Raw genomic sequence first — 22881 nt, forward strand, 5'->3', positions numbered from 1 at the left:
CCACGCGATGACGAATATGAACCGGACAGAAGAACAGCTTGCCGATTTGAACCAGCCCAGCCTCTGGTCCGGCATCAATGCCTATCGCTCAGACCCGTTGATCGTGGATTTGACCTCCAGTCTTTCGCGGCCTCTGCGCGATGAGTTCGACCAGATCGGTCGCTACGTGACATCCGTCGAGGCGCAGGAACTGGCGCGCATGGCCAATGTCAGCGCGCCGAAACTGCACACCCATGGTCCACGCGGTGAGCGGCTGGATCAGGTGGAGTTCCACCCCGCCTGGCACGCGCTGATGCGCCGGTCCATGTCGTCGGGTCTGCACAGCGGTGCCTGGGAAAATACGCCTGAGACGCGCGGCAACGAGCACAAGGCCCGCGCCACGAAATTCTATCTCACGTCGCAGCTTGAGGCGGGGCATCTCTGCCCGCTGACCATGACCCATGCGTCCGTTGCCGCGATGATGACATCGCCGCGCGTGCAGCAGGAATGGGCACCGAAAATCCTGTCGCGCAAATATGACTCCTCGCAAAAGCCCGCCATGCAGAAAACCGCCGTGACCATCGGCATGGGCATGACGGAAAAGCAGGGCGGCACCGATGTGCGCGCAAACCGCACCACGGCGGAGCGGGTAGGCGAGGGCATCTATCGTCTCTCCGGCCACAAATGGTTCCTGTCCGCGCCGATGAGCGATGGTTTCGTCATGCTGGCGCAGATGGGCGATGGCATGGGCTGCTTCCTCGTGCCGCGCTTTCTGGAAGACGGGTCCGCCAACGGCCTGCATTTCCAGCGTCTGAAGGACAAGCTCGGCAATCGCTCCAATGCGTCCGCGGAAGTCGAATTTACCGATGCTTTCGGCTATCTGCTGGGCGAACCCGGTGCCGGTGTCCGCACCATCCTCGATATGGTCACCCTGACGCGATTGGACTGCGCACTGTCTTCGTCGGGCATGATGCGCGCTTCGCTTGCGGAAGCGGTGCACTTTGCCCGTGGTCGGAGTGTGTTCGGCAAGCCGCTGGTCACTCAGCCGATCATGACGCGCGTTCTGGCCGATATGGCGCTGGACGTTGCCGCTGCAACCGCGCTGTCTTTCCGCCTTGCCTCAGCCTTCGACAGCGCCCGCAACAACCCCGCGGAAGCAGCCTACGCCCGCGTCATGACGCCGATTGTCAAATACTGGTGCTGCAAGATCGCGCCCGCCTTGATCTACGAGGCTATGGAAAGCCTCGGCGGCAACGGCTACGTCGAAGACCGCCCCATCGCCCGCCATTATCGCGAAGCGCCCGTTAACGCCATATGGGAAGGCTCCGGCAACGTCATGGCGCTGGATGTGCTGCGCGTTCTCCAGCGCGGCAAGGACCTGTTCGATCTCGTCTTCGAAACCCTTGAGCGTGATCTCGGCCCATCCGGCAAGAAAACCACCGACGTGCTGCGCGCTGCAATCGCACTTTGCGAACGCGACGAAGGTGCAGCCCGCATGCTGGTCGAACAATTCGCGCTGGCCGCTGCCGCCGCCGAACTCTGCCGCATCGGGGCAGGGCGCATCGCCGATGCGTTTCTGGAGACACGCCTGGCCGGTGGCTTCCGCCACACTTATGGCATGCTGGATAGCCGGTTCGATCCGACATACATCATTGATCTGCTGTATCCGCCTGCGACGTGATACGGATCAGGAAAAGAAACGGTTACGTTCTTGGCAGATTATGCCAATGGTATTACAATCCACGATGCCTTCGATGGAGATACGAATGCCGACCAGGAATGTAGTGCTGACAGACCATCACGAAAGCGTAATCGACGGGCTCGTCAAGTCTGGACGTTACCAAAATGCCAGCGAAGTCCTGCGGGACGGCTTGCGTCTGGTGGAGCGACGCGAAGGCCTTGAAGCGGCTAAGCTCCATGCCTTGACGGATGCAGCGCGGATCGGCTTTAGCGATCTGGAGCAAAGCCGGTTTGTGGATGTCGCTGATGAGGAACTGGAGATCTTCATATCCAGCCTTGGCGAGCTAGATCGGCCTTGATCTGCAATGGCGCGATTTCGGCTTTCGCGCGCTGCGCAGGAAGACATTGCTTCGATCCTTACCGTTACGACGCAAAGTTTTGGAGACGATGCGAGAATTCGATACCAGCGACTGCTTATAGCAGCGTTGAGGGATATCGCATCTGATCCAAACCGTCACGGCATCAAAGCCCGCCCGGAATTTGGTGAAGGCGTTCGCAGTTACCATATTCGCCACAGCCGTGGGAACGTGCAATACAAAGGCATAGCCGTCCGTCGACCAAGACATTTGACACTCTTTCGTGAAATCGAGACCGACCTTATGGGTATCGGACGAATTCTCTACGACGCCATGGAAGCAGAACAGCACCTGTCGGATGATTACGCGCAGGAATAGCGATCATCCACAACTACCTTCACCGTCCTAACCCCTCCCGCATTGCCGTCAAATTAACCTTTTGCTAACTGCGTTATCGACGTCACCACACGGAGAATCGCGAGATGATGCTGGCCATCGACGGTAATGTTTCCCTGACAGCATCTCTTGCCCCCGAAAAGCGTATCAAGGATCGTGCCGCGACTGAGCGGGCCATCTTCGATGCGGCCAAAGGTCTTCTGGCAGAAGAAGGGTTTCAGGGGTTCGGCATCAATGCGGTGGCGCGGCGGGCAGGGTGCGACAAGCAGCTGATCTACCGTTACTTCGGCGGGCTGGAAGGTCTGGTGGCCGCCATCGGCGAAGACTTGAGCTCGTGGGTGAAAGACCGCATTCCCGAAGATACAGGTGGCATGTTTCTGCTCACCTACGGCGATCTCATGGAAAAACTCGCGCTCTATTACATCAAGGCGCTGCGCAGCGATCCGCTCGTCTGCAAGATCATCGCCTGGGAGGTTTCGGAAAACACCCCGCAGGTCAAGCAACTGGCGGATGCCCGTGCCAAGGCGCTGGCCAAATGGATCGAGCGGATGCGCGGCTCGCTCCAAGCGCCGAAGGGAATTGATAGTGCTTCCGTCAATGCCGTTATCTTCGCCGCCATTCAGCACTTGGTCATTTCATCCGTCATAAGCGGACAGTTTGCCGGCGTTGCGCTGAAAAGCGCCAGAGATTGGGATAAAATCGGTACCGCCGTGAAGCGTATCGTGCGCGGCGTTTACAGCTGATTCATCACATTTGGATTTATCATCACCATGATTGGCGCTGTTTGCCCTGCTCGAACGTTAACGCCTCGAGCCGTAGTCTTATCCACAGAGCCAAGGCTTCCGTTAACCATAATCGAAATTTTTATTTGCCCGCCAGCGGAGACGGGATCATTGTATTCATAAATCATTAACCATGCGCCTGTGGGCGTATGAAAAGGAACCGCCGTGACCCGATGGATATCCTTGATCGTCATGATGACGTTCTTTGCCATGCTGCCGTTGGACATCGATGTCCCGACGGTGAACCTGTGTCTGATGGCGTGCCTGCGTTGGGCGATCATTGCCGCCGTGCCGGATACCTTCTCCTTGAGAGGCCAGACGGCATGAAGTTGTTTTTGATTTTGTGGGCAGGTCCAGTTTCGTTTCTCGGTGCCTGGTACGGGCTGTCCTATTACGACATGAGCTTCGGCATCTTCATGCTCACGCGACAGGCACACGATCTGGTGTTCCAGATCTACGGGGACGTGCTGGGCATTCCGCCGGAAACCATTCCGCCGCTGGTGGCGCGTGCGATTGCGCTCGATAGTCTGATCGTGTTTTCGATCATGGCCTTTCGCCACAGAAAGGCGATTGCCGCCTGGTGGCGCCAACGTCAGTCTCCGAAGGCGGTAGCCGTTCTGCCCAGCGCGGACAGCCTGTCTAGCGCTCCTTGAAGAATGAAGCTGGCGGCAGCGGAATCGATCCGCTGAGCCCGTTTGGCCCGCGAAACGTCCATTTCCAGAAGCGCCCGTTCGGCAGCCACAGTGGACAGACGCTCATCCCAGTAGATAAAGGGCAGGTCGGTCTTGTCGCTCATTGCGCGGACGAAGGCGCGCGTTGCCTGAACGCGTGGCCCGGCCGAACCGTCCATATTCGTCGGCAGACCAATGATGAACGCGGCCACTTTTTCCTTGGCGGCAAAGTCGAGCAGGACATGCGCGTCGGCGGTGAATTTCACACGCTTCAACACCGGTCGAGGCGTCGCAAAACGTCGCGACAGATCCGACATGGCAAGACCGATCGTCTTGGTGCCGAGGTCAAGCCCGGCAATGGCCTGTCCGGTCTGCAAAAAGTCGGCAAGTTCTTCGATTGTCAGCGTCGCCATGATGTCGTTCTCAGCGTTTGCGGACGAATTCTGTGCGCAGCACGAGACCCTTGATGGCGTCGTGCCTGCAATCTATTTCTTCCGGATTGTCCGTCAGGCGAATGGACTTGATGACGGTACCCTGCTTCAACGTTGTCCCGGCGCCCTTGACCTTCAAATCCTTGATGAGGGAAACGGAATCGCCATCGACGAGAATGTTGCCAGCGGCGTCGCGCACTTCGTTCGACTTTGCCGCCTGTGCTGCAATTTCGGAGGCAGGGCGCCATTCACCTATTGCCTCGTCATAGACATATTCGTCGCTATCTGTCGTCATCATCGCAATCCGAAAAGCTTGGGCCGTCCCAAGATAAGGCCCGTCCTATGTCACACTCTACCGGCAATACAAAGGAGAACTTCCATGAAACTCACCTGGCTTGGCCATTCCGCATTCCGCCTCGAAACCGGCAAAGCAAAAATTTTGATCGACCCGTTTTTCACCGGAAATCCATCTTTCTCCGGCCAGGACGCCAAGGATGTTGCCAATGGCATTACCCATATTCTGCTGACCCACGGCCACGGCGATCATGTGGGCGACACCGTGCAGTTGGCGAAAGACACCGGCGCGACCGTGCTGGCCAATGCCGATCTCGCCGCGTGGCTCGGCTCCAAAGGCGTGTCGAAACTGGAAATGGGCAATACCGGTGGCACCGTGGCATTCGATGGCTTTTCCGCCACTTTCACCAACGCGCTGCACTCCTCCGCACAGATTACCGAAGACGGTGTCAGCCACGCGCTGGGCAGCGCCAATGGCCTGATGCTGCATTTTGAAGACGGCCCCACAGTCTATCACATGGGCGATACCGATATCTTCTCGGATATGGCGCTGATCAACGAATTGCACGAACCCGATATCGGCCTGGTCCCCATCGGCGACCGCTTCACCATGGGCGGCGCAGTGGCAGCACTTGCCTGCCAGCGCTTCTTCAAGTTCCGCAACGTCATTCCCTGCCACTACGGTTCCTTCCCGATCGTCGATCAGACACCGGAAAAATTCCTGACGGGCATGGATGGCTCCCCGACCCGCGTCGACGCGCAGAGCGTTGGCCAGACTCTGACGTTCTGAAGGAAAAGCCCGACAGGCGTAACCTGTCGGGCTTTTTGTGTTGCGATACCCTCAGGCGACCTGCGGCTCGACACGCCCCGTCTGCACCACTCGGGATGGAGAGGACGACGCACCGCTCAGCGCGTTCCGCCACTCGCTTAACGCCGCGACGCGCCGCGTGTGGCGCGGGTAGAGCGAGACGATGTTGAGGAAGAAGCCGGCAATGGACGGCACCATCTTGTCCTGGTCTTCAAAAGCATTGGGGTTCATCTGCGCGTTCAGCTTGGCACTGCCGCAGGCCAGCATTTGAAGGGCGGTACGCGATGACGTCAGGTTGCCGGAAACGACGAGGCCTACACGGTCGCAGGTCAGTTCACGTGCGCGGGAATAGGCCTGGCCCAGAAATGGAACGATCAGGCCGGGCAGGCGCAGAAAGCTCCACGGCTCGTCCAGATGTCCTGCAACATGGTGGCCGAGTTCGTGACCAATCACGAATTTTACCTGCTCCTCGTCATCAGAATCGATCAGTGCCGATGTCAGCCAGATGTAGCGGGTGCGACCGACGAGCGTCAGTGCCATGGCATTCATGACGCCGCTGGAATTGTAGACGAAGGCCTTGGGCGTTTCTTTGAGCCCCAGCTTCTGCGCACCCTCGGCCACCATCTTGTGAAGGTGTGGAAATTGCTGTTCGCTGACCAGAACATAGTGGCCGATCATATAGGCGCGCACCAACGACCTGGCGACGTAAGAGAAAAACCAGATCATGAGAATATAGAACAGAAAAACGAAGAGGATCCCGATGCTCTCCGTTGTTGCAATGTAAAGGATGCCAGCGGCAATCCCCAGCCACACCAGCGTGCCGATAAGCAGAGTGAGAAAACCGCGCATCTTTTCTTTCGGATGACGCACCTTGGACATGTCGAAATTCATATTGTACCCCCGTGAAACAGCATGATCGAGAAGCGCGTTGGCTTGAAAAGACGAGTCCCCACCCGCTTCCTGCTGCAAATGACTTGTTAATATGGAATGAGGCAATACATCCCCGCGCGAAAACTCGCGTTTTGATAATAAGTTCCCGCATGAGGCGAATATTATTTCTGACCTTGTTTCGGTACCCGATGACGGTTGCGAACTGCGGGCGCGGTCATTATAGCGAATAGGAAAATTCTTGACTGGAGTAGAACCATGTCCGTCGATCTTGCCACCGTGAAGCGCGTTGCGCGCCTAGCCCGAATTGCCGTCAGCGAAGATGAGGCCGAGAAGATGCTCGGCGAGTTGAATGGCATTCTTGGTTTCGTGGAGCAGCTTTCGGAAGTGAATGTCGATGGTGTGGAGCCGATGACATCAGTGACGCCGGTTGCCATGAAGAAGCGCACCGACGTGGTGAGCGATGGTAACAAGGCTGATGATATCGTTGCCAACGCGCCCAATACCGACCGCAATTTCTTCCTTGTTCCGAAAGTGGTCGAATAGGCTGAACAAGCCCGCTCCCATGTGCCCGATCTAAAAGTTTTTGAAAGCCGTTGCCGATATGACCGACCTCACAAGCCTGACCATTGCCGAAGCGCGCGAGAAGCTGAAGGCCAAGGACTTCACCGCCGTCGAACTGACGGATGCCTATCTCTCGGCCGTCGATGCCGCCAACCAACAACTGAACGCCTATGTCGCGGTTACCCATGACAAGGCGCGCGAGATGGCCAGGGCTTCCGATGAGAAACTGGCATCTGGCACTGCAGGTGTGCTGGAAGGCATTCCACTCGGTGTGAAGGATCTGTTCGCCACGCGTGGCATTCACACGCAGGCCTGCAGTCATGTTCTGGATGGTTTCAAGCCGCAATACGAATCCACCGCGACGCAGAACCTATGGGACGCGGGTGCCGTCATGCTGGGCAAGCTCAACATGGATGAGTTCGCCATGGGCTCGTCCAATGAAAGCTCCTATTACGGACCGGTCGTCAACCCTTGGCGCGCCACAGGTTCCGCCAAAAACCTCGTGCCAGGCGGCTCTTCCGGCGGTTCTGCAGCAGCCGTGGCAGCCCATCTGTGCGCCGGTGCCACCGCCACCGATACGGGCGGCTCCATTCGCCAGCCCGCAGCCTTTACCGGCACCGTCGGCATCAAGCCAACCTATGGCCGCGTCTCGCGCTGGGGTATTGCGGCTTACGCGTCTTCGCTCGATCAGGCCGGCCCAATCGCCCGCGACGTTCGCGACGCCGCCATTCTGTTGAAGTCCATGGCCAGCGTTGATGCTAAGGACACGACCTCGGTCGATCTGCCGGTGCCGGATTACGAACAGGCGATCGGCCAGTCCCTGAAGGGCCTCAAGATCGGTATTCCCAAGGAATATCGCGTCGAAGGCATGCCGGAAGAGATTGAAAAGCTGTGGGCGCAGGGCATCGCCTGGCTGAAGGATGCCGGTGCCGAAATCGTAGACATTTCGCTTCCGCACACCAAATATGCGCTTCCTGCCTATTATATCGTGGCTCCCGCCGAAGCATCCTCCAACCTTGCCCGTTACGATGGTGTTCGCTATGGCCTGCGCGTTGACGGCAAGGACATTGCCGACATGTACGAAAAGACCCGCGCGGCCGGTTTCGGCTCCGAAGTCAAACGCCGCATCATGGTCGGCACCTATGTGCTGTCAGCCGGTTACTACGATGCCTATTACCTGAAGGCCCAAAAGGTCCGCACCCTGATCAAGCGTGACTTCGAAACCGTTTTCCACGACGGCGTCGATGCGGTTCTGGCCCCGATCACGCCATCCTCGGCGTTCGAAATCGGCGACAAGGAACTGGCAGCCGATCCGGTCAAGATGTACCTTCAGGATGTCTTCACCATCACCGTCAATATGGCAGGCCTGCCAGCCATGTCCGTGCCGGCCGGTCTCGACGGCAAAGGCCTGCCGCTCGGCCTTCAGCTCATTGGCAAGCCGTTCGAGGAAGAAACCCTGTTCAAGACGGCCTATGCGGTTGAACAGGCCGCAGGCAAGTTTACGCCTGCGAAATGGTGGTAAGCGGACTGAAAATACGCGCCATGACGGAGGCTGATCGTAATGCGGTCGGCCTCATTGGTTTTGCCGCCTGGCAATCCAGCAGCGCCTTTGAAGATACCTATCTCGATCCCGTGGTGATCAAGCGCGTGCGTAGTGAATTCGAAAGCTTTGCCGCAGAAACCCAATGCGATATCGCTATTGCCGAAATTGATGGCGCGATAGCCGGGTGGGGTGCCCGTGCGGGTGAGCCCGATTACATTTCCGACATCTGGATCTCCCCCGATTTTCAGGGCCGGGGCATTGGTCGTCTTTTGGTGGAGCATTTCCTCGATGAGATGCGAAACTCGGGAATTCCCATTGCCAAGATTGCGACCCATGCCAGGAACGTCAACGCTATCAGGCTTTATGAACGTTGCGATTTTGAGGTGGTGTGGCAAGGCACACAGTGGTCGGAGACCATGCAGGTGAATCTGCAAAAAGTTCGGCTGGAGCGAGTTTTCTGAGGTTTGTTGGCGCAGATAGTTAGTGTTTGTGGTTGTGTCTTACCCCCCTCTGTCCTGCCGGACATCTCCCCCACAAGGAGGGAGATTGGCCAGACGCTTGCTCGTCGTTTTATCTGCAGCCTTCAGGATGGGCGAGAGGTTTCAACCATTCGATCTCACCACCCGTGGGGGAGATGCCCGGTAGGGTAGAGGTGGGTAAACCGCACCTGCAAACTTCAATTTTGCCCCACCCCAAAAAATAAAATAATTTTTTTCTCCACGCCCCAAAAGCCTGGCCTACAATCTGCCCGCGTCCCAACTGCACTGTATCGCGAGACAGTGCAGGCAAGGGAGCAGGGAGCGTTGGCATGGACCCGGAACGTGCGGGTGGATGTCGATACTGCCAAGACGACAGGCCCGATGGTCGCCATTCCGATTCCGTAGAAGGTTGGGAATGGCAACGGCAAGGCTTGCCAATGCACATGCGGGGCGAAGCTGGGACCCATAACGGCCCGGCTGAAACTCACTCCTCACCGGCGGATACTCGTGCCTGCCGGTGGAGAGATTGATGATCAGACTGTATGCCAGAGGCCACGCAAATGCGCAGCCAGAGACGATATCATACCAGAGACAAAGCCGCATTTGCGTGTGCTCTCCGGGTCGAATGCAAACACCACGGGCGTCGTCGCGCTGCGTGAACGCACACGTGTGTTCACCGGATTTTTGATCATCGAAAGCTTTGCAAACAGGGGGCTTGTGGTGGTACGCTCAGCCAAATTCACCAAGCGACGGGAGGCGTGGCCGTGAAGACGACAATATTGTTCAAGGATGACCATTTCGTTCGGCCAGAGATTGGACGAAGACAGCGCAGGACTGGCGCAAATGACAATTTCCGCAGTCTGGAATTCGAAATCGCGGGGCAGGAGCGGGACTGGCGGGCTCTGTGTCTGATCGGCGCTATTGTCTGTGCTTTTGCCGCCTTCATTTTTCTGCCGTTGTGGTAAGCCGGAAAAGCGGTCACATTTGTGCTTGAAAAAGCCCGGTTCGGCCTTTAGCCCCTAATGGGACACTCTGGCTGGATGGGTAAGCGGACGTATGGCGATGAATGAGGCGGTCGATACCGTGCCGAGGGCGTTTCTCGGGGTAGATCGGTCTGCAACGGAGCAGAAATGGATGTCGCGGCTGGATCAGGCCGGGCAAAACCGCGCTCTGGCCATGTCGCAGGTTCACGGCATCCCTGAACTCGTCGCCCGCGTCCTTGCGGGACGTGGCGTTGGCGTCGACGATGCGCTCGCTTTCCTCGACCCCACCATCCGCTCGCTGATGCCAGACCCGTTGACGCTGACGGATTGCGAGAAGGCGGCCGAACGCCTTGCTGACGCTATCAAGCGCAATGAGAAGGTCGCGATTTTCGGCGATTATGATGTGGATGGAGCATCATCTTCGGCTCTGATGTACCGTTTCCTGCACCATTTCGGACTGGAACCGGAAATCTACATTCCGGACCGTATCTTTGAGGGCTACGGCCCCAACCCTGCCGCCATGCAGCAGCTTGCCGCCAATGGCGCGACGTTGATCATCACCGTCGATTGCGGCTCTACCAGCCATGAATCGCTGGCGGCGGCACGAGACGCCAAAACCGATGTCGTCGTCATCGACCATCACCAGGTCGGCATTGAGTTGCCGCCAGCGGTGGCGCTGGTCAATCCGAACCGGGAGGATGATCTGTCGGGGCAGGGGCATCTTTGCGCCGCAGGTGTCGTGTTTCTCGTGCTGGTCGCCACGCTACGGGTCCTGAAGGACCGGCGCGACAGCCGGGCCTACACGCTCGACCTGCTCTCACTCCTCGACATTGTTGCATTGGCGACGGTCTGCGATGTCGTGCCGCTCAAGGGGCTGAACCGCGCCTATGTGGTGAAGGGGCTGATCGCAGCCCGCCACATGAACAATGTCGGGCTCGCCGCGCTGTTCAAGAAGGCCGGTCTCGGCGGCCCGGTGACACCCTATCATTTCGGCTTCCTGGTCGGACCGCGTATCAACGCCGGTGGACGCATCGGCGATGCGGCGCTCGGCAGTCGTCTTCTGACGCTCGATGATGCGTCCCAGGCCGAGGTCATCGCCGAAAAACTGGATGAGTTGAACCGCGAACGACAGGCCATGGAAGCTGTCATGTTGGCCGAAGCGGAAGCTGAGGCGTTGTATGAATATGGTGATGGTACCGGCGCAGGCGTCATCGTCACAGCGCGTGAAAACTGGCACCCCGGTATCGTCGGTCTTCTCGCTTCACGTCTCAAGGATCGGTTCCGTCGTCCGGCCTTTGCCATCGCTTTTGATTCACAGGGTAAGGGGTCGGGATCCGGCCGCTCCATAAACGGTTTCGATATGGGCCGCATGGTGCGCAATGCCGTCGATGCCGGCCTGCTGGTCAAGGGTGGCGGGCACGCCATGGCAGCGGGGTTAACGGTGGAGAGAGCCAATCTCGGTCGTCTGCGAACCTTCTTTGAGGAAGCTGCACAAAAAACGGTTTTTCAGCTGGTGGAAAACAGCGTGCTCAAAATCGACGGCGCAATCGGCGCGTCCGGGGCTACGATTGCGCTGGTGGAACAGATGGAGCAGGCGGGCCCCTACGGGTCTGGCCATTCGCAACCCGTCTTCGCGGTGCCTGCCCACCGCCTGCGCGATGTCCGCATCGTTGGCACGTCACACGTCAAGATCACGCTTGAGGCTATGGATGGCTCACGGCTGGATGGTATCGCTTTCCGCGCGGCAGATGCGCCGTTGGGTCAAATGTTGATGAATGCCCGTGGCCGCCAGATCCATGTGGCGGGTACTCTGGGGGCGGATCAATGGCAGGGTCAGAAGCGGGTTCAGCTCCGCGTGCTGGACGCATCCATCGCACCATAGAGCAACTGCGTATGGATAGGATCATGCGTTTGATGAACAAACGCCTGTATCACACTGATGTTTTTGGGAGAGTGGTACGCCCTAGGGGAGTCGAACCCCTCTTTACAGAATGAAAATCTGTCGTCCTAACCGATAGACGAAGGGCGCATACCGTGTGTGGCGCCCTTATAGTCAGGCACCTTAAGGTCCGCAAGCACCTAATTCCATTTTTCTGCATTTCGTGAGAATTTTTTGCTGGTGCGGTGTCCAAGGTGTGGATAGCGCCCGTCCGGGCGGCCAATCCAACATCGAAAACAAATTTCATGCGCGCTTCTGCGGCGAAAAGACCAATGCGCGTGATGTCTAGGAAGAGGGGGAAGCGTGGAGTTTAGGACGGGATCAGGGGGCGTCCCGTTTGTCGTAAACCCCACGCTTCATCGGGGGACGCTGAATAAACGGATCACCTTGGAACTGGTTCCCGAGGCTTTTAGAAAAATCAAAACATGCGCTTTTGAGACAAAACCGCCTGCGAACATGAGTCGCAGGCGGTTTTTGAAACTGGGGTGTCGTTGGGTCTGTGATTACAGATCGACGTCCAGAATGGCCATGGAGAAATTGTAGGAACGGTCGCCGTCTTCGTCATCGATATAGACGACGCCAAGAAATTCTTCGCCGGCATAGACTTCCGCCGAATCGTCCTTGCGGGGGCGGGCCTTGACGACCAACGTTTCGTTGAAGGTGCGCTTGAAATAGGCGTCGAGCTTTTTGATTTCCTCGGCTTTCACCAGTCTTCTCCTGTACGGTTCACGTTGCGCAGCTTTTGGCATGGCTTGAAGGCGAAAGTAAAGTCAAAGAGGCAAATGCTTCCGCGACCGACAGATGACCCCAACACGTCTCCACACCTCAGATGTCGGCTCCGATGATCTGGTCCATGATCCGCGAAGGCTCGTTACATCCGCCGTCTCCCACCACGCGTGCTGGCACGCCCGCGACGGTCGCATTCGGTGGTACGGGTTTCAGCACGACGGAGCCTGCGGCGATACGCGAGCAACTGCCAATCTCGATGTTGCCGAGAATTTTTGCACCAGCGCCGATCAACACACCGCTGCGGATTTTCGGGTGGCGGTCAGCGCCCTCCTTGCCGGTACCACCCAGCGTGACACCGTGGAGAATGGAGACGTTATCGCCGACGACGGCGGTTTCACCGACGACAAGACCGGTGGCATGGTCGAGGAACAGACCCTTTCCGAGGCGTGCTGCCGGATTGATATCAGCCTGGAAAACACTGGATGAACGGCTTTGAAGATAGAGCGCGAAGTCGCGCCGGCCCTTGTGCCATAACCAGTGAGCGAGGCGATGGGTCTGAATAGCCTGAAAACCTTTGAAATACAGCACGGGTTCCATGAAGCGTGTGCAGGCAGGATCACGGTCATAGACCGCTTGAATGTCGACACGCAGAATGGAGCCCCATTCGGGCCACTCCTCAAGCATTTCCTCGAAAGTTTGGCGAAGAAGGACCGCCTGCATATCCGGGTGGTCGAGAAGTTCGCAGATGCGATAGGCAACGCAGGCTTCCAGCGAATGGTGGTTCAGGATGGTGGTATAGAAAAAGGCGGACAGCAGCGGGTCTTGCGCCGCCGCCGCACGTGCTTCATTCTGCAGACTTCCCCAGATGGGGTCGACAACGGAAAGTTGATCCTGCTGGCGTGCCTCGGTGCGTGCGACCATGACTGGCCTCCCTAGAATTCGTACCATTCATATACAGAAAAACGTGTTGCCTAGAAATGGTGATTTAACAACGCGGTTAAAGACGCGACAGGATCAGTTTTTCTGACAGCATTTTGGAAAATGATTCTTCCTCGTCTCACTAGGCATCCATCTCTCGGTAAAACTCCAGAACGGCTGCCTTGAACACACGGTCACCCACCGCCAGCATGTGGTCACGACCGGGAATATCGATGGCTCTGGCACCCGGCATCACCTGCGCCAGTTCTTCGCCGGAACCTGCAATATCGTCCTTGGTGCCAACCGCGATCAGTGTCGGAATGTCGATTCTTGCTGCTTCATCGCGGGTCACCAGAACACGGGAGGTTTCGATGCAGGCGGCAAGCGCGATGCGGTCGCTTTTGGTCTGGTCTGCGAAAGCGCGGAACATGCGTCCACGCTCATGGGTAACGACATCCAGCGAGGGGGCGCGAAGAGCGTCCGCAATCGGGTCCCAATCGCCCACACCGTCCACCATGCCGATACCAAGGCCGCCGAACACCAACGAGCGGACCCGCTCGGGATGGGCGATGGCGGCGAAGGCGGAGATGCGCGCACCCATGGAATACCCCATGATATGGGCCTCCGGGATGCCGAGGTGGTCGAGCAGGCCGATCGCGTCGCCAGCCATGACAGCCGGATAATAGGCGTCCGCATCATGCGGTTTGTCGCTGGTGCCATGGCCGCGATTGTCGAGCGCGATCACGCGATAACCGGCGTCGCCCAGCGTCTTCACCCAGCCGGGATGAACCCAGTTGACCGCTGCACTCGAGGCGAAGCCATGGATCAAAAGCACCGGCTTTCCCGTGGGGTCACCATCATCGAAATATGAGAGTTGCAGACCGTCACGGACAAAGGAAGAATAATGCGGCACGTTGAGATTCATAAAGGACATCCTTTTTGGGTGCAGCATATGTCAGGAAATCGCAGTGTTGAACATATTCCGCGATGATTTCTGTGGAGGTTCAGCGTATTTGACGCTACATATCCGCCAAACGTGAGCTTTCGCTCACCCGTGAAATTGCAGTTGGAGACGACCATGGCCGGGCATACCATTCCTCACTTCCAGAACGATGGCGGACACGCCGTGATCGAAATCGGCGTCAAGGAATTCATGTGCACCGGCGCGTCCGTGCCGTTCGATCACCCGCATATCTTCATCGATATGGGCGACGATAACGAAAAGGTCTGTTCCTACTGCTCGACGCTGTATCGCTACAACCCGTCGGTCAAAGCCACCCAGACCAACCCGCCCGGCTGCGTCTTCCACGTCAACGCGGCGTAAAACCCTGCTAGACCGGGGCTGTCCATGCCCGTAAAATCCGTCGCGATCATCGGTGCCGGTATTGCCGGTCTGACCGCAGCCCTGTCGTTTGCCCGGCAAGGCGTTCGCTGCGATATTATCGAACGTGCGTCCCGGCTGGAGGAGGTGGGGGCAGGCCTTCAGATATCGCCCAATGCCGCCCGCATTCTCGCTGAACTCAGCGTGTTGCCGCAGATCGAGCAAAGCTGGCTCGAGCCTGAAATGGTCGATCTGACCTCCGGCCTGTCGCTGAAACGGCTGGTTTCGTTGCCCATGCGGCAGGTTGCGCGTTCACGCTGGGAATCGCCCTATGGCGCGCTGCACCGGGCAACGCTGCAACAGGCGCTGCTAGCAGCGGTGCAGCAAAATCCGCTCTGCACACTTCATCTCGGCATACAGTTGCAGCGCGTCAGCAAGAGTGAAATCGCGGCGACGATTTTCCGTGAACCCGACCTGATCGTCGGTGCCGATGGCGTCTGGTCCAGCACGCGAAATGCTGTGCCGGGAAGCCCGACAGCGATATTCTCCGGCAATGTTGCCTGGCGTTTCACGGTGGAGAAAAGTGATGCGCCGGACTTCCTCAGAAGCCGGTCGGTGACGGCGTTTTTAGGCCCATCGGCGCATCTGGTCGCCTATCCGCTGGCCAAGACGGGTGGCTTCAATGTGGTGGCCATTGCCGCTGGTGCCAATCCGGGTGCCACATGGCAGGCGCAAGCGCAGGGCGGGCAGCAGATGCTGTTGATGAAGCAGTTCAGCCGCTGGAACCACGCATTCATGCCGATGCTCGAAAGCGCTTCCAAGCCGACATTCTGGCCGCTGTTTCAGGCAGGGAAAGGCGCATGGCACAATGGCGCTGATACGGTTCTGATCGGCGATGCCGCCCACGCCATGATGCCCTTTGCCGCGCAAGGTGCGGCGATGGCGATTGAAGATGCCTTTGAACTCGCCACTTTCGTGAATCGCGCCGTGACGTTGCCGGACGCTCTGTCGCAGTTCCAGGCACATCGCATTCCCCGCATCGACAAGGCGCGCAAACGCGCGGCGCTGAACAGGTTCGCCTATCACGCACGTGGTCCGTTGCGGATGGGGCGTGACATATTGCTGTCGGTGAGACCGCCAGACGCGTTTCTGGCGGACTTCGACTGGCTCTATGGTTACAGGGCAGAGGGGCTTTAAACCGCTGCAGCCGCGGCAAATCCCGCTTCCAGATCGCGCTTGATGTCGGCCACGTCCTCAAGGCCGATTTGCAGGCGGATCACAGGGCCTTCCGTTGGGCCATGGGTGACTGTGCGGTCTCGGAGGGAAACCGGAACAGCCAGCGATTCGTAGCCCCCCCAGGAAAAGCCGAGTCCGAAGATGCAGAGCGCATCAAGGAAGGCATGCGATTTTTCGGTGGAGCGAGCTTCATCTGCTTTCAGAACGAAGGAAAACACGCCGCTCGCACCCTTGAAATCTCGTTTCCACAGTTCATGGGTTGGAAAGCTTGGCAAAGCAGGGTGCAGGACACGCGCAACGTCGTCGCGGCTTTCCAGCCACTGCGCGATCTCCAGCGCGCTCTTGCCGTGATGCTCCAGACGAATGCCCATCGTCCGCATGCCGCGCAGCACCTGATAGGCGTCGTCAGAGGTGACGCAGAGACCGATATCTGTGTTGGCGTCGTAGAGTTTTTTCCAGTGCTTTTCATTTGATGATACGAAGCCCATCAGGACATCCGAATGCCCGGCCGGATATTTCGTGGCCGCGTGAATGGAGACATCCACTCCGTGTTCCAGCGGCTTGAAATAAAGTGGTGTCGCCCAGGTGTTGTCCATGGTCACGACGCAATCGTACCGGTGGGCGATGGTCGACATCAGCGCGACGTCCTGCATTTCGAATGTGTTGGAGCCTGGCGCCTCAAGATGGAGCAGGCGGGTGTTGGGTCGGATCAGCGCTTCGATGCCTGCGCCGATGGCGGGATCGTAATATTCGACCTCGACGCCGAACTGCTTGAGCATCTTGTTGCAAAAACGACGGGTCGGATAATAGACGGAATCGACGATCAGCGCGTGGTCGCCCGCCGACAGATAGGCCATGAACGGAACGGTGACGGCGGCGAGGCCCGACGGCAGGAGGATCGTACCCGCCGAGCCCTCCAGCACATTGATCATATTGCACAGCGCATCCGTGGTCGGTGTACCATGGGTGCCGTAGGTATATTTCTGATCTTCCGAGACGAGCGTCTTTGCATCAGGGAAAAGCACGGTCGAGCCGCGCACAATTGGCGGGTTGACGAAGCCGTAGTAATCGGCCGGGTCGTTGCCCAGATGAGCAAGCCGCGTGTTGGTGCCAGCCGCACCTAAAAACCCGTCTCTGTCTTTCATGCTTACATATCTTTCGTTTTATTGATGACCGAAAATGGTCTTCAAACACAGTTGCGGTCAAGACTTCGTCATCTCAAATAATTTGCAATCAGCTTTTTGCGTAGAAAGACCGACAATCGCGGCCGGGATGCGCTCAAACTCGCGCGATCCGGGTATAGGTCGTGGTCATATGCTGAAAAATTCAGTCTACCTGCCTGACAGGATGAGCAGTTTTTAGCCTTTTTCCGCATAATAAATAGACATATGCCCATTAAAACGACGACTTTTGAAAAATTCCGTTTTTTGGACACAATTCTTGCGGGCGAGACTTGACCGTGAAGGCAATTGCGATTGTGATAGAAGCGCGCACCGGGAGGTGAGGCGGGGAGCTGGTCCGTAACGTGACGAGATGCGGCGACTTCTTAAATGACGAATAAGAAACAAAGGTTGGGAAAAATGAAAAAGGCACTTCTGACAGCCGCCATTGGCGCAGCAATTTTCGGAGCTGCATCGGCTGCATCTGCCGCCACGCTCGCAGACGTCAAGGCAAAGGGTTTCGTCACATGCGGCGTGAGCTCCGGTATTCCAGGCTTCTCGAACCCTGACGACAAGGGTGAATGGTCGGGTATCGACGTTGATTATTGCCGCGGTATCGCAGCTGCCGTATTCGGCGACCCATCCAAGTCCAAATATGTCGCGCTGTCCTCCAAGGACCGTTTCCCTGCGCTTCAGTCCGGCGAAGTCGATGTTCTGACGCGTAACACCACATGGACCGTCAGCCGCGACACATCGCTCGGCTTCAACTTCCGCACCGTCAACTACTATGACGGCCAGGGCTTCATCGTGAAGAAGAGCCTCAACGTGAAATCGGCTCTCGAGCTGTCCGGCGCGGCCGTGTGCGTTCAGCAGGGCACCACGACCGAGCTCAACCTCGCCGACTACTTCAAGATCAACAACCTTCAGTACAATCCGGTTGTGTTCGAAAAGGAATCCGATGCGACATCCGCTTACGATAGCGGCCGTTGCGACGTCTACACCACCGACCAGTCTGGTCTCTATGCGATCCGTTTGAAGATGAAGGCACCCGACGAGAACGTTGTTCTGCCGGAAGTCATCTCCAAGGAGCCGCTTGGACCTGCCGTTCGCCAGGGTGACGACCAGTGGTTCGACATCGTCAGCTGGGTTCACTACGCGATGGTCAATGCCGAAGAACTGGGCGTGACGTCCAAGAACGTCGACGAGCAGAAGAACGCAAACAACCCTGACCTGAAGCGTATGCTCGGCACGGAAGAGGGCACCAAGATCGGTACCGATCTCGGCCTGACCAACGAGTGGGCTTACAACATCATCAAGATGGTCGGTAACTACGGCGAAGTCTTCGACCGCAACGTTGGTGCCGGTTCGCCGCTCAAGATCGAACGCGGCCAGAACGCACTGTGGACAAAGGGCGGCCTGCAGTACGCGCCTCCAATCCGTTAATCGTCAAGACGGCCAGCTTTATGCGGGAGGCGGGGCCAACGCTCTGCCTCCTTAATCATACAAGAAGCTCGCAAAGAGCACACAGAGGGAAAGGTGCCGATGGCAGGCAAAGCGCTCCACTCGGAGTCGTCCAGCTCAAAAAGCGCGACATCCATCATCAATGATCCGCGTATGCGCGGGATATTCTATCAAGTTGTCACCCTGATCATTCTGGCGTTTTTTGTCTGGATCATCACAAGCAACACCATTCATAATCTTCAACGCTCCAATATTTCATCGGGCTTCGGTTTTCTCAACGGCAGAGCTGGCTTCGACATCGGCCAGACGCTGATCGATTACAACAACGACAATACATTTGGTCGCGCGTTCCTCGTCGGATTGATGAACACGTTGCAGGTGGCCATTCTCGGCATCATCACGGCATCGATCATCGGTTTCATCGTCGGTATCGCCCGTCTGTCGAAAAACTGGCTGATCTCGAAGCTGGCGCAGGCCTATGTCGAAATCTTCCGCAACCTGCCGCCGCTGCTCGTGATCTTCTTCTGGTACAAGGGTGTCATCACCATTCTGCCGCAGGCGCGCGACTCGGTTGGGATGCCGCTCGGAACCTTCCTCAACAATCGTGGCTTCTTCTATCCGCGTCAGGTTTGGGGCGAGGGGTCGTGGATGATCCCGGTGGCGTTCCTCGTCGGCGTCGTCATCACCTACTTCGTCTATCGCTGGGCCAAGGCTCGCCAGATGCGAACCGGTCAACCCTTCCGCACGGGCATATTCGGTACGGCCATCATCATCGGCCTGCCGCTGGTGACGTTCCTGGCGATCGGCGCGCCGCTTACGTTCGACTATCCGATTGCCGGTCGATTCAACCTGACCGGTGGCGCGGTTGTCGCGCCTGAGTTCCTGTCGCTCTATCTGGCCCTGTCGTTCTACACAGCCTCCTTCATTGCCGAAATCGTCCGCGGTGGTATCAAGGCCGTGGCGAAAGGACAGACGGAAGCAGCCAGTGCGCTCGGAATGCGGGGCAACAACATCACACGTCTCATCGTCGTGCCGCAGGCCATGCGTATCATCATTCCGCCGCTGACGAGCCAGTATCTCAACCTCACCAAGAATTCGTCCCTGGCTGTTGCCGTTGGCTTTTCGGATCTCGTGGCGGTTGGCGGTACCATCCTCAACCAGACAGGGCAGGCCGTCGAGGTCGTGGCCATCTGGCTTGCGGTTTACCTGACATTGTCGCTCACGACCGCGCTGATCATGAACTGGTTCAACGCGAAAATGGCGCTGGTGGAGAGATAACCATGACAACCAAACAGATCTCCTATGTCCGGGCCGACATGGTGCCGCAGGCACCCGCTCCTTCCAGCCAGGTCGGAATTTCGCACTGGCTGCGCACCAAGCTGTTCGCCACACCCAAGGACGCCATCTTTACGGTGCTGGCACTCGCGTTGCTGGCCTACATCATACCGCCGCTGGTGCAATGGCTGTTCATCCATGCCGCATGGACAGGTACGGACCGCACGGCCTGCCTGACGGTCAGCCAGGGGGGCGCTCTGCCGGACGGGCAGTCCGGCGCATGCTGGGCCTTCGTCAACGCCAAGTTCGAACAGTTCATGTTCGGACGATATCCCTTTGCAGAGCGCTGGCGTCCGCTTTTGGTTCTGGCAGCCTTCGTCGTGCTGCTCGTTCCGATGCTGATCCCCAAGGCGCCACAGAAGTCGTTGAACGCACTTTTGCTGTTCATCGTGCTGCCGTTCATATCTTTCTTCCTGCTGGTCGGCGGTTATTTCGGCCTGCCACGGGTTGAGACGCAGCTTTGGGGCGGGCTGATGGTGACGCTGATCCTGTCGTTCTTCGGGATCACCGTGTCTCTGCCACTTGGCATTCTGCTCGCGCTCGGGCGTCGTTCGACGATGCCGGTGATCAAGACGCTGTGCACGATCTTCATCGAAGTCATAAGAGGCATTCCGCTGATCACAGTGTTGTTCTTCGCCAGCATCATGTTGCCGCTGTTCCTGCCCGATGGCTGGACTTTCGACAAGTTCCTGCGTGCTCTCGTTGGTGTGTCGCTGTTCGCCTCCGCCTATATGGCCGAGGTCATTCGTGGTGGCCTGCAGGCCATTCCGAAGGGGCAGTATGAGGGTGCCGATTCGCTCGGCTTGAACTACTGGCAGAAGACGCGGCTTATCGTCCTGCCGCAGGCGCTCAAGCTCGTCATTCCCGGTATCGTCAACACCTTCATCGGTCTGTTCAAGGACACCTCGCTCGTGTCGATCATCGGCATGTTCGACCTTCTCGGCATCGTCAATCTCAATCAGTCGGATGCGAACTGGGCGACACCTGTCACGCCTGTGACCGGTTACATCTTCGCCGGCTTCGTCTTCTGGATCTTCTGCTTCGGCATGTCGCGCTACTCGCTGTTCATGGAACGGCACCTCGACACCGGACATAAAAAGTAAGGGAAAACATCATGGCAGAAAATCAAGCAAAGACGCTGGCTGTTTCAACGACCGATACTGCAATCGAAATTATCGGCATGAACAAGTGGTACGGCGATTTTCACGTGTTGCGCGACATCGATCTCAAGGTCATGAAGGGTGAGCGTATCGTCGTTGCGGGTCCTTCGGGATCGGGCAAGTCGACAATGATCCGCTGCATCAACCGTCTGGAAGAGCACCAGTCGGGCAGCATTCACGTCGATGGCATCGAACTGACGAATGACCTGAAGAAGATCGATGAAGTGCGCCGCGAAGTCGGCATGGTGTTCCAGCACTTCAACCTCTTCCCGCACCTGACCATTCTGGAAAACTGCACGCTGGCGCCGATCTGGGTTCGCAAGACGCCCAAGAAGGAAGCGGAAGAAATCGCGATGCATTACCTGAAGCGTGTCAAGATCCCCGAGCAGGCCAACAAATATCCCGGCCAGCTTTCCGGCGGCCAGCAACAGCGCGTGGCGATCGCCCGCTCGCTATGCATGAAGCCGAAGATCATGCTGTTCGATGAGCCGACCTCGGCGCTCGACCCTGAAATGGTCAAGGAAGTCCTGGATACGATGGTCGGCCTTGCCGAAGACGGTATGACCATGATCTGCGTAACCCATGAAATGGGCTTCGCGCGCCAGGTCGCCAACCGCGTCATCTTCATGGACCAGGGCCAGATCGTCGAGCAGAACTCGCCGGCGGAATTCTTCGACAACCCGCAGCATGAACGCACGAAACTGTTCCTCAGCCAGATCCTGCACTAGCAGTCAGCCGCGTGGCAGCGCGTCTCGCTTTGCCACGAAGGAGCGCATATGTGGCGCTGTCGGATACCAGGTCAAGCCCGGTATGACGCATCGAAAAGCGTCAATGCAAGATGCATCCGAATCGAACAACCCGCCGAGGTCATCGGCGGGTTGTTTTTTGTCATGATGCTAACTGCCTATCGTGACATCAGCGTCAAGGCCGTCGTCTTGTCCAGCACGGTGCGGGTGACGCCACCGAACAGCATTTCCCACCAGCGGGAGTGGCCGTAAGCACCCATGACCAGAAGGTCGATGCTATTATCGGACAATCGGGTTTCGATGGCGGTCTTGGCAGAGACGCCGTGCGCCTTTTCCTGAGAGGTAACAGTCACATTGATACCGTGGCGGGCGAGTGTGGAGGCAAGTTCGGTTCCAGCGAGGGCCTTGGCGTGGTCGTCGCTGTCGTCTGCGCCGAAGGAGAATATCTCGACACTTTCGGCTGCGATCAGAAATGGCAAAGCATCGAAGGTCGCGCGCGTTGCCTCGCGCGATCCGTTCCAGGCCACAAGCACACGCTTGACCGGTTTGGGGTAGTCCAATGTGTGCGGCACAAGAAGAACGGGACGACCGCTGTCATAGAGAAAGCTGTCGATATCTGCGCGACTGTCGGACAGGGCCGACGTGTTTGGCTGTCGCGCTATGACGATGTCGGCGCAGCGAGCGCTCTGGAGTGCGGAGCTTGACGCATAGCCGACAGAGGCCATGAAGCTTCGCCACTCGTGCGAAACGCCGCCTGCCGACATTGTTTGGTTGAAGATACGTTCGACGTCCGTGGTCTGCTGATGCGCGACCTCTTGAACGGCCTGCACCGTGGCAGGATCCGGCATCTCCATCGGTGCGACGAGTGGGACCGTCGCGAATGTCTCCATGTGGAGACCGACGACGTGGGCGGAAAAATCATTGGCAAGGGAAACCGCGAAGTCGCCAAGTTTATGGGCGTTCTCTGCGGTATCCATCACGGCCAGTATCGTTTTGTAAGCCATAACCGGGCTCCTCATTCG

General features: G+C 57.8%; 27 protein-coding genes and 1 tRNA gene. 18 read left to right on the forward strand and 10 right to left on the reverse strand.

Annotation, left to right across the window (positions count from 1 at the left end; all coding sequences use genetic code 11):
• Nucleotides 1-7: 7 nt before the first annotated feature.
• From RMR21_RS06085 to RMR21_RS06100, 4 genes are all read left to right on the forward strand, one after another.
• Nucleotides 8-1660: an acyl-CoA dehydrogenase family protein gene (locus RMR21_RS06085; protein WP_498669782.1), complete on the forward strand. Its 1653-nt coding sequence runs from the start codon at nt 8-10 to the stop codon at nt 1658-1660.
• A gap of 85 nt (nt 1661-1745) precedes the next feature.
• Entirely contained in the window at nt 1746-2018 is a 273-nt protein-coding gene (locus RMR21_RS06090) for a type II toxin-antitoxin system ParD family antitoxin (protein WP_498669783.1), read from the forward strand.
• A gap of 6 nt (nt 2019-2024) precedes the next feature.
• On the forward strand, nt 2025-2393 hold the full coding sequence (locus tag RMR21_RS06095) for a type II toxin-antitoxin system RelE/ParE family toxin (RefSeq protein ID WP_498669784.1): 369 nt from the start codon (nt 2025-2027) through the stop codon (nt 2391-2393).
• Nucleotides 2394-2497: 104 nt separating this feature from the next.
• The gene (locus RMR21_RS06100; RefSeq protein WP_498669785.1) at nt 2498-3154 is read left to right on the forward strand and encodes a TetR/AcrR family transcriptional regulator; all 657 of its coding nucleotides are present in this window, start codon (nt 2498-2500) and stop codon (nt 3152-3154) included.
• Here RMR21_RS06100 and RMR21_RS06105 read toward each other — a convergent pair.
• Nucleotides 3145-3387, reverse strand: a complete 243-nt coding sequence (locus tag RMR21_RS06105) for a hypothetical protein (RefSeq protein ID WP_498669786.1) — start codon at nt 3385-3387, stop codon at nt 3145-3147. The two genes, RMR21_RS06100 and RMR21_RS06105, sit on opposite strands and share 10 nt — an antisense overlap.
• On the opposite strand from RMR21_RS06105, the gene RMR21_RS06110 reads away from it, so the two are divergent.
• Together RMR21_RS06110 and RMR21_RS06115 are read left to right on the forward strand one after the other, a co-directional pair.
• Complete coding sequence (locus tag RMR21_RS06110; RefSeq protein ID WP_498669787.1) at nt 3386-3520, forward strand: hypothetical protein; 135 nt, start codon at nt 3386-3388, stop codon at nt 3518-3520. The genes RMR21_RS06105 and RMR21_RS06110 overlap by 2 nt on opposite strands.
• Complete coding sequence (locus tag RMR21_RS06115; RefSeq protein WP_498669788.1) at nt 3517-3846, forward strand: DUF6105 family protein; 330 nt, start codon at nt 3517-3519, stop codon at nt 3844-3846. The genes RMR21_RS06110 and RMR21_RS06115 overlap by 4 nt, the downstream gene beginning before the upstream one ends.
• Here RMR21_RS06115 and ruvX read toward each other — a convergent pair.
• Nucleotides 3786-4277, reverse strand: a complete 492-nt coding sequence (gene ruvX, locus RMR21_RS06120) for a Holliday junction resolvase RuvX (protein ID WP_498669789.1) — start codon at nt 4275-4277, stop codon at nt 3786-3788. The genes RMR21_RS06115 and ruvX overlap by 61 nt on opposite strands.
• 10 nt (nt 4278-4287) lie before the next feature.
• Complete coding sequence (locus RMR21_RS06125) at nt 4288-4590, reverse strand: alkylphosphonate utilization protein (protein WP_498670087.1); 303 nt, start codon at nt 4588-4590, stop codon at nt 4288-4290.
• An 84-nt stretch (nt 4591-4674) separates the two neighbouring features.
• Between RMR21_RS06125 and RMR21_RS06130 the strand changes: the two genes are divergently transcribed.
• Nucleotides 4675-5379, forward strand: coding sequence for a metal-dependent hydrolase (locus RMR21_RS06130; RefSeq protein WP_498669790.1), 705 nt, complete (start codon nt 4675-4677; stop codon nt 5377-5379).
• 51 nt (nt 5380-5430) lie between these two features.
• Here the strand turns inward: RMR21_RS06130 and RMR21_RS06135 are convergent, their stop codons facing one another.
• Nucleotides 5431-6288, reverse strand: coding sequence for a M48 family metallopeptidase (locus RMR21_RS06135; RefSeq protein WP_498669791.1), 858 nt, complete (start codon nt 6286-6288; stop codon nt 5431-5433).
• 255 nt (nt 6289-6543) lie between these two features.
• Here RMR21_RS06135 and gatC point away from each other — a divergent pair, with 255 nt between their 5' ends.
• The 5 genes from gatC (at nt 6544) to recJ (ending at nt 11736) form a co-directional block, all read left to right on the forward strand.
• Nucleotides 6544-6831: an Asp-tRNA(Asn)/Glu-tRNA(Gln) amidotransferase subunit GatC gene (gene gatC, locus RMR21_RS06140; RefSeq protein ID WP_174152760.1), complete on the forward strand. Its 288-nt coding sequence runs from the start codon at nt 6544-6546 to the stop codon at nt 6829-6831.
• A gap of 58 nt (nt 6832-6889) precedes the next feature.
• On the forward strand, nt 6890-8371 hold the full coding sequence (gene gatA, locus RMR21_RS06145; RefSeq protein WP_498669792.1) for an Asp-tRNA(Asn)/Glu-tRNA(Gln) amidotransferase subunit GatA: 1482 nt from the start codon (nt 6890-6892) through the stop codon (nt 8369-8371).
• A gap of 20 nt (nt 8372-8391) precedes the next feature.
• Complete coding sequence (locus RMR21_RS06150; protein WP_498669793.1) at nt 8392-8853, forward strand: GNAT family N-acetyltransferase; 462 nt, start codon at nt 8392-8394, stop codon at nt 8851-8853.
• Nucleotides 8854-9635: 782 nt separating this feature from the next.
• A complete protein-coding gene (locus RMR21_RS06155) occupies nt 9636-9836 on the forward strand; it encodes a hypothetical protein (RefSeq protein ID WP_498669794.1) in 201 nt (66 codons plus the stop codon).
• Nucleotides 9837-9933: 97 nt separating this feature from the next.
• Entirely contained in the window at nt 9934-11736 is a 1803-nt protein-coding gene (gene recJ / locus RMR21_RS06160; RefSeq protein ID WP_498670088.1) for a single-stranded-DNA-specific exonuclease RecJ, read from the forward strand.
• Between the two features lie 72 nt (nt 11737-11808).
• Here the strand turns inward: recJ and RMR21_RS06165 are convergent.
• The 4 genes from RMR21_RS06165 to RMR21_RS06180 form a co-directional block, all read right to left on the reverse strand.
• A tRNA-Glu gene (locus tag RMR21_RS06165) sits at nt 11809-11883 on the reverse strand.
• 413 nt (nt 11884-12296) lie between these two features.
• A complete protein-coding gene (locus RMR21_RS06170) occupies nt 12297-12500 on the reverse strand; it encodes a DUF3126 family protein (RefSeq protein WP_174152761.1) in 204 nt (67 codons plus the stop codon).
• 118 nt (nt 12501-12618) lie between these two features.
• Entirely contained in the window at nt 12619-13443 is an 825-nt protein-coding gene (cysE, locus tag RMR21_RS06175; protein ID WP_498669795.1) for a serine O-acetyltransferase, read from the reverse strand.
• A gap of 139 nt (nt 13444-13582) precedes the next feature.
• Complete coding sequence (locus RMR21_RS06180) at nt 13583-14365, reverse strand: alpha/beta fold hydrolase (RefSeq protein ID WP_498669796.1); 783 nt, start codon at nt 14363-14365, stop codon at nt 13583-13585.
• A 153-nt stretch (nt 14366-14518) separates the two neighbouring features.
• On the opposite strand from RMR21_RS06180, the gene RMR21_RS06185 reads away from it, so the two are divergent.
• The gene (locus tag RMR21_RS06185; protein WP_045230645.1) at nt 14519-14764 is read left to right on the forward strand and encodes a zinc-finger domain-containing protein; all 246 of its coding nucleotides are present in this window, start codon (nt 14519-14521) and stop codon (nt 14762-14764) included.
• Between the two features lie 24 nt (nt 14765-14788).
• Entirely contained in the window at nt 14789-15958 is a 1170-nt protein-coding gene (locus RMR21_RS06190) for an FAD-dependent monooxygenase (RefSeq protein ID WP_498669797.1), read from the forward strand.
• Here RMR21_RS06190 and RMR21_RS06195 read toward each other — a convergent pair.
• Entirely contained in the window at nt 15955-17142 is a 1188-nt protein-coding gene (locus RMR21_RS06195; protein WP_498669798.1) for a cystathionine beta-lyase, read from the reverse strand. The two genes, RMR21_RS06190 and RMR21_RS06195, sit on opposite strands and share 4 nt — an antisense overlap.
• Before the next feature lie 435 nt (nt 17143-17577).
• Between RMR21_RS06195 and RMR21_RS06200 the strand changes: the two genes are divergently transcribed.
• From RMR21_RS06200 to RMR21_RS06215, 4 genes are all read left to right on the forward strand, one after another.
• Nucleotides 17578-18600, forward strand: coding sequence for an amino acid ABC transporter substrate-binding protein (locus tag RMR21_RS06200; protein WP_174153255.1), 1023 nt, complete (start codon nt 17578-17580; stop codon nt 18598-18600).
• A 99-nt stretch (nt 18601-18699) separates the two neighbouring features.
• Nucleotides 18700-19896, forward strand: coding sequence for an amino acid ABC transporter permease (locus RMR21_RS06205; RefSeq protein ID WP_498669799.1), 1197 nt, complete (start codon nt 18700-18702; stop codon nt 19894-19896).
• A gap of 2 nt (nt 19897-19898) precedes the next feature.
• Nucleotides 19899-21056, forward strand: a complete 1158-nt coding sequence (locus RMR21_RS06210; RefSeq protein ID WP_498669800.1) for an amino acid ABC transporter permease — start codon at nt 19899-19901, stop codon at nt 21054-21056.
• 11 nt (nt 21057-21067) lie between these two features.
• Nucleotides 21068-21841 (forward strand): amino acid ABC transporter ATP-binding protein, encoded by a 774-nt coding sequence (locus RMR21_RS06215; RefSeq protein WP_498669801.1) that lies wholly within the window; start codon nt 21068-21070, stop codon nt 21839-21841.
• 176 nt (nt 21842-22017) lie between these two features.
• Here RMR21_RS06215 and RMR21_RS06220 read toward each other — a convergent pair whose 3' ends face one another.
• Nucleotides 22018-22863, reverse strand: a complete 846-nt coding sequence (locus tag RMR21_RS06220; RefSeq protein ID WP_498669802.1) for a universal stress protein — start codon at nt 22861-22863, stop codon at nt 22018-22020.
• Between the last annotated feature and the right edge of the window lie 18 nt (nt 22864-22881).

The organism is Agrobacterium sp. rho-8.1 (assembly GCF_033957725.1).
In the GTDB taxonomy this organism is placed as follows: Bacteria; Pseudomonadota; Alphaproteobacteria; order Rhizobiales; family Rhizobiaceae; genus Agrobacterium.

Excerpts from the sequence above, each read along its gene's own strand:
- RMR21_RS06085 (WP_498669782.1), top strand. The coding sequence starts at position 8 with ATGACGAATATGAACCGGACAGAAGAACAGCTTGCCGATTTGAACCAG.
- RMR21_RS06090 (WP_498669783.1), top strand. The coding sequence starts at position 1,746 with ATGCCGACCAGGAATGTAGTGCTGACAGACCATCACGAAAGCGTAATC.
- RMR21_RS06095 (WP_498669784.1), top strand. The coding sequence starts at position 2,025 with ATGGCGCGATTTCGGCTTTCGCGCGCTGCGCAGGAAGACATTGCTTCG.
- RMR21_RS06100 (WP_498669785.1), top strand. The coding sequence starts at position 2,498 with ATGATGCTGGCCATCGACGGTAATGTTTCCCTGACAGCATCTCTTGCC.
- RMR21_RS06110 (WP_498669787.1), top strand. The coding sequence starts at position 3,386 with ATGATGACGTTCTTTGCCATGCTGCCGTTGGACATCGATGTCCCGACG.
- RMR21_RS06105 (WP_498669786.1), bottom strand. The coding sequence starts at position 3,387 with ATGACGATCAAGGATATCCATCGGGTCACGGCGGTTCCTTTTCATACG.
- RMR21_RS06115 (WP_498669788.1), top strand. The coding sequence starts at position 3,517 with ATGAAGTTGTTTTTGATTTTGTGGGCAGGTCCAGTTTCGTTTCTCGGT.
- ruvX (WP_498669789.1), bottom strand. The coding sequence starts at position 4,277 with ATGGCGACGCTGACAATCGAAGAACTTGCCGACTTTTTGCAGACCGGA.
- RMR21_RS06125 (WP_498670087.1), bottom strand. The coding sequence starts at position 4,590 with ATGACGACAGATAGCGACGAATATGTCTATGACGAGGCAATAGGTGAA.
- RMR21_RS06130 (WP_498669790.1), top strand. The coding sequence starts at position 4,675 with ATGAAACTCACCTGGCTTGGCCATTCCGCATTCCGCCTCGAAACCGGC.
- RMR21_RS06135 (WP_498669791.1), bottom strand. The coding sequence starts at position 6,288 with ATGAATTTCGACATGTCCAAGGTGCGTCATCCGAAAGAAAAGATGCGC.
- gatC (WP_174152760.1), top strand. The coding sequence starts at position 6,544 with ATGTCCGTCGATCTTGCCACCGTGAAGCGCGTTGCGCGCCTAGCCCGA.
- gatA (WP_498669792.1), top strand. The coding sequence starts at position 6,890 with ATGACCGACCTCACAAGCCTGACCATTGCCGAAGCGCGCGAGAAGCTG.
- RMR21_RS06150 (WP_498669793.1), top strand. The coding sequence starts at position 8,392 with ATGACGGAGGCTGATCGTAATGCGGTCGGCCTCATTGGTTTTGCCGCC.
- recJ (WP_498670088.1), top strand. The coding sequence starts at position 9,934 with ATGAATGAGGCGGTCGATACCGTGCCGAGGGCGTTTCTCGGGGTAGAT.
- cysE (WP_498669795.1), bottom strand. The coding sequence starts at position 13,443 with ATGGTCGCACGCACCGAGGCACGCCAGCAGGATCAACTTTCCGTTGTC.
- RMR21_RS06180 (WP_498669796.1), bottom strand. The coding sequence starts at position 14,365 with ATGAATCTCAACGTGCCGCATTATTCTTCCTTTGTCCGTGACGGTCTG.
- RMR21_RS06185 (WP_045230645.1), top strand. The coding sequence starts at position 14,519 with ATGGCCGGGCATACCATTCCTCACTTCCAGAACGATGGCGGACACGCC.
- RMR21_RS06190 (WP_498669797.1), top strand. The coding sequence starts at position 14,789 with ATGCCCGTAAAATCCGTCGCGATCATCGGTGCCGGTATTGCCGGTCTG.
- RMR21_RS06195 (WP_498669798.1), bottom strand. The coding sequence starts at position 17,142 with ATGAAAGACAGAGACGGGTTTTTAGGTGCGGCTGGCACCAACACGCGG.
- RMR21_RS06200 (WP_174153255.1), top strand. The coding sequence starts at position 17,578 with ATGAAAAAGGCACTTCTGACAGCCGCCATTGGCGCAGCAATTTTCGGA.
- RMR21_RS06205 (WP_498669799.1), top strand. The coding sequence starts at position 18,700 with ATGGCAGGCAAAGCGCTCCACTCGGAGTCGTCCAGCTCAAAAAGCGCG.
- RMR21_RS06210 (WP_498669800.1), top strand. The coding sequence starts at position 19,899 with ATGACAACCAAACAGATCTCCTATGTCCGGGCCGACATGGTGCCGCAG.
- RMR21_RS06215 (WP_498669801.1), top strand. The coding sequence starts at position 21,068 with ATGGCAGAAAATCAAGCAAAGACGCTGGCTGTTTCAACGACCGATACT.
- RMR21_RS06220 (WP_498669802.1), bottom strand. The coding sequence starts at position 22,863 with ATGGCTTACAAAACGATACTGGCCGTGATGGATACCGCAGAGAACGCC.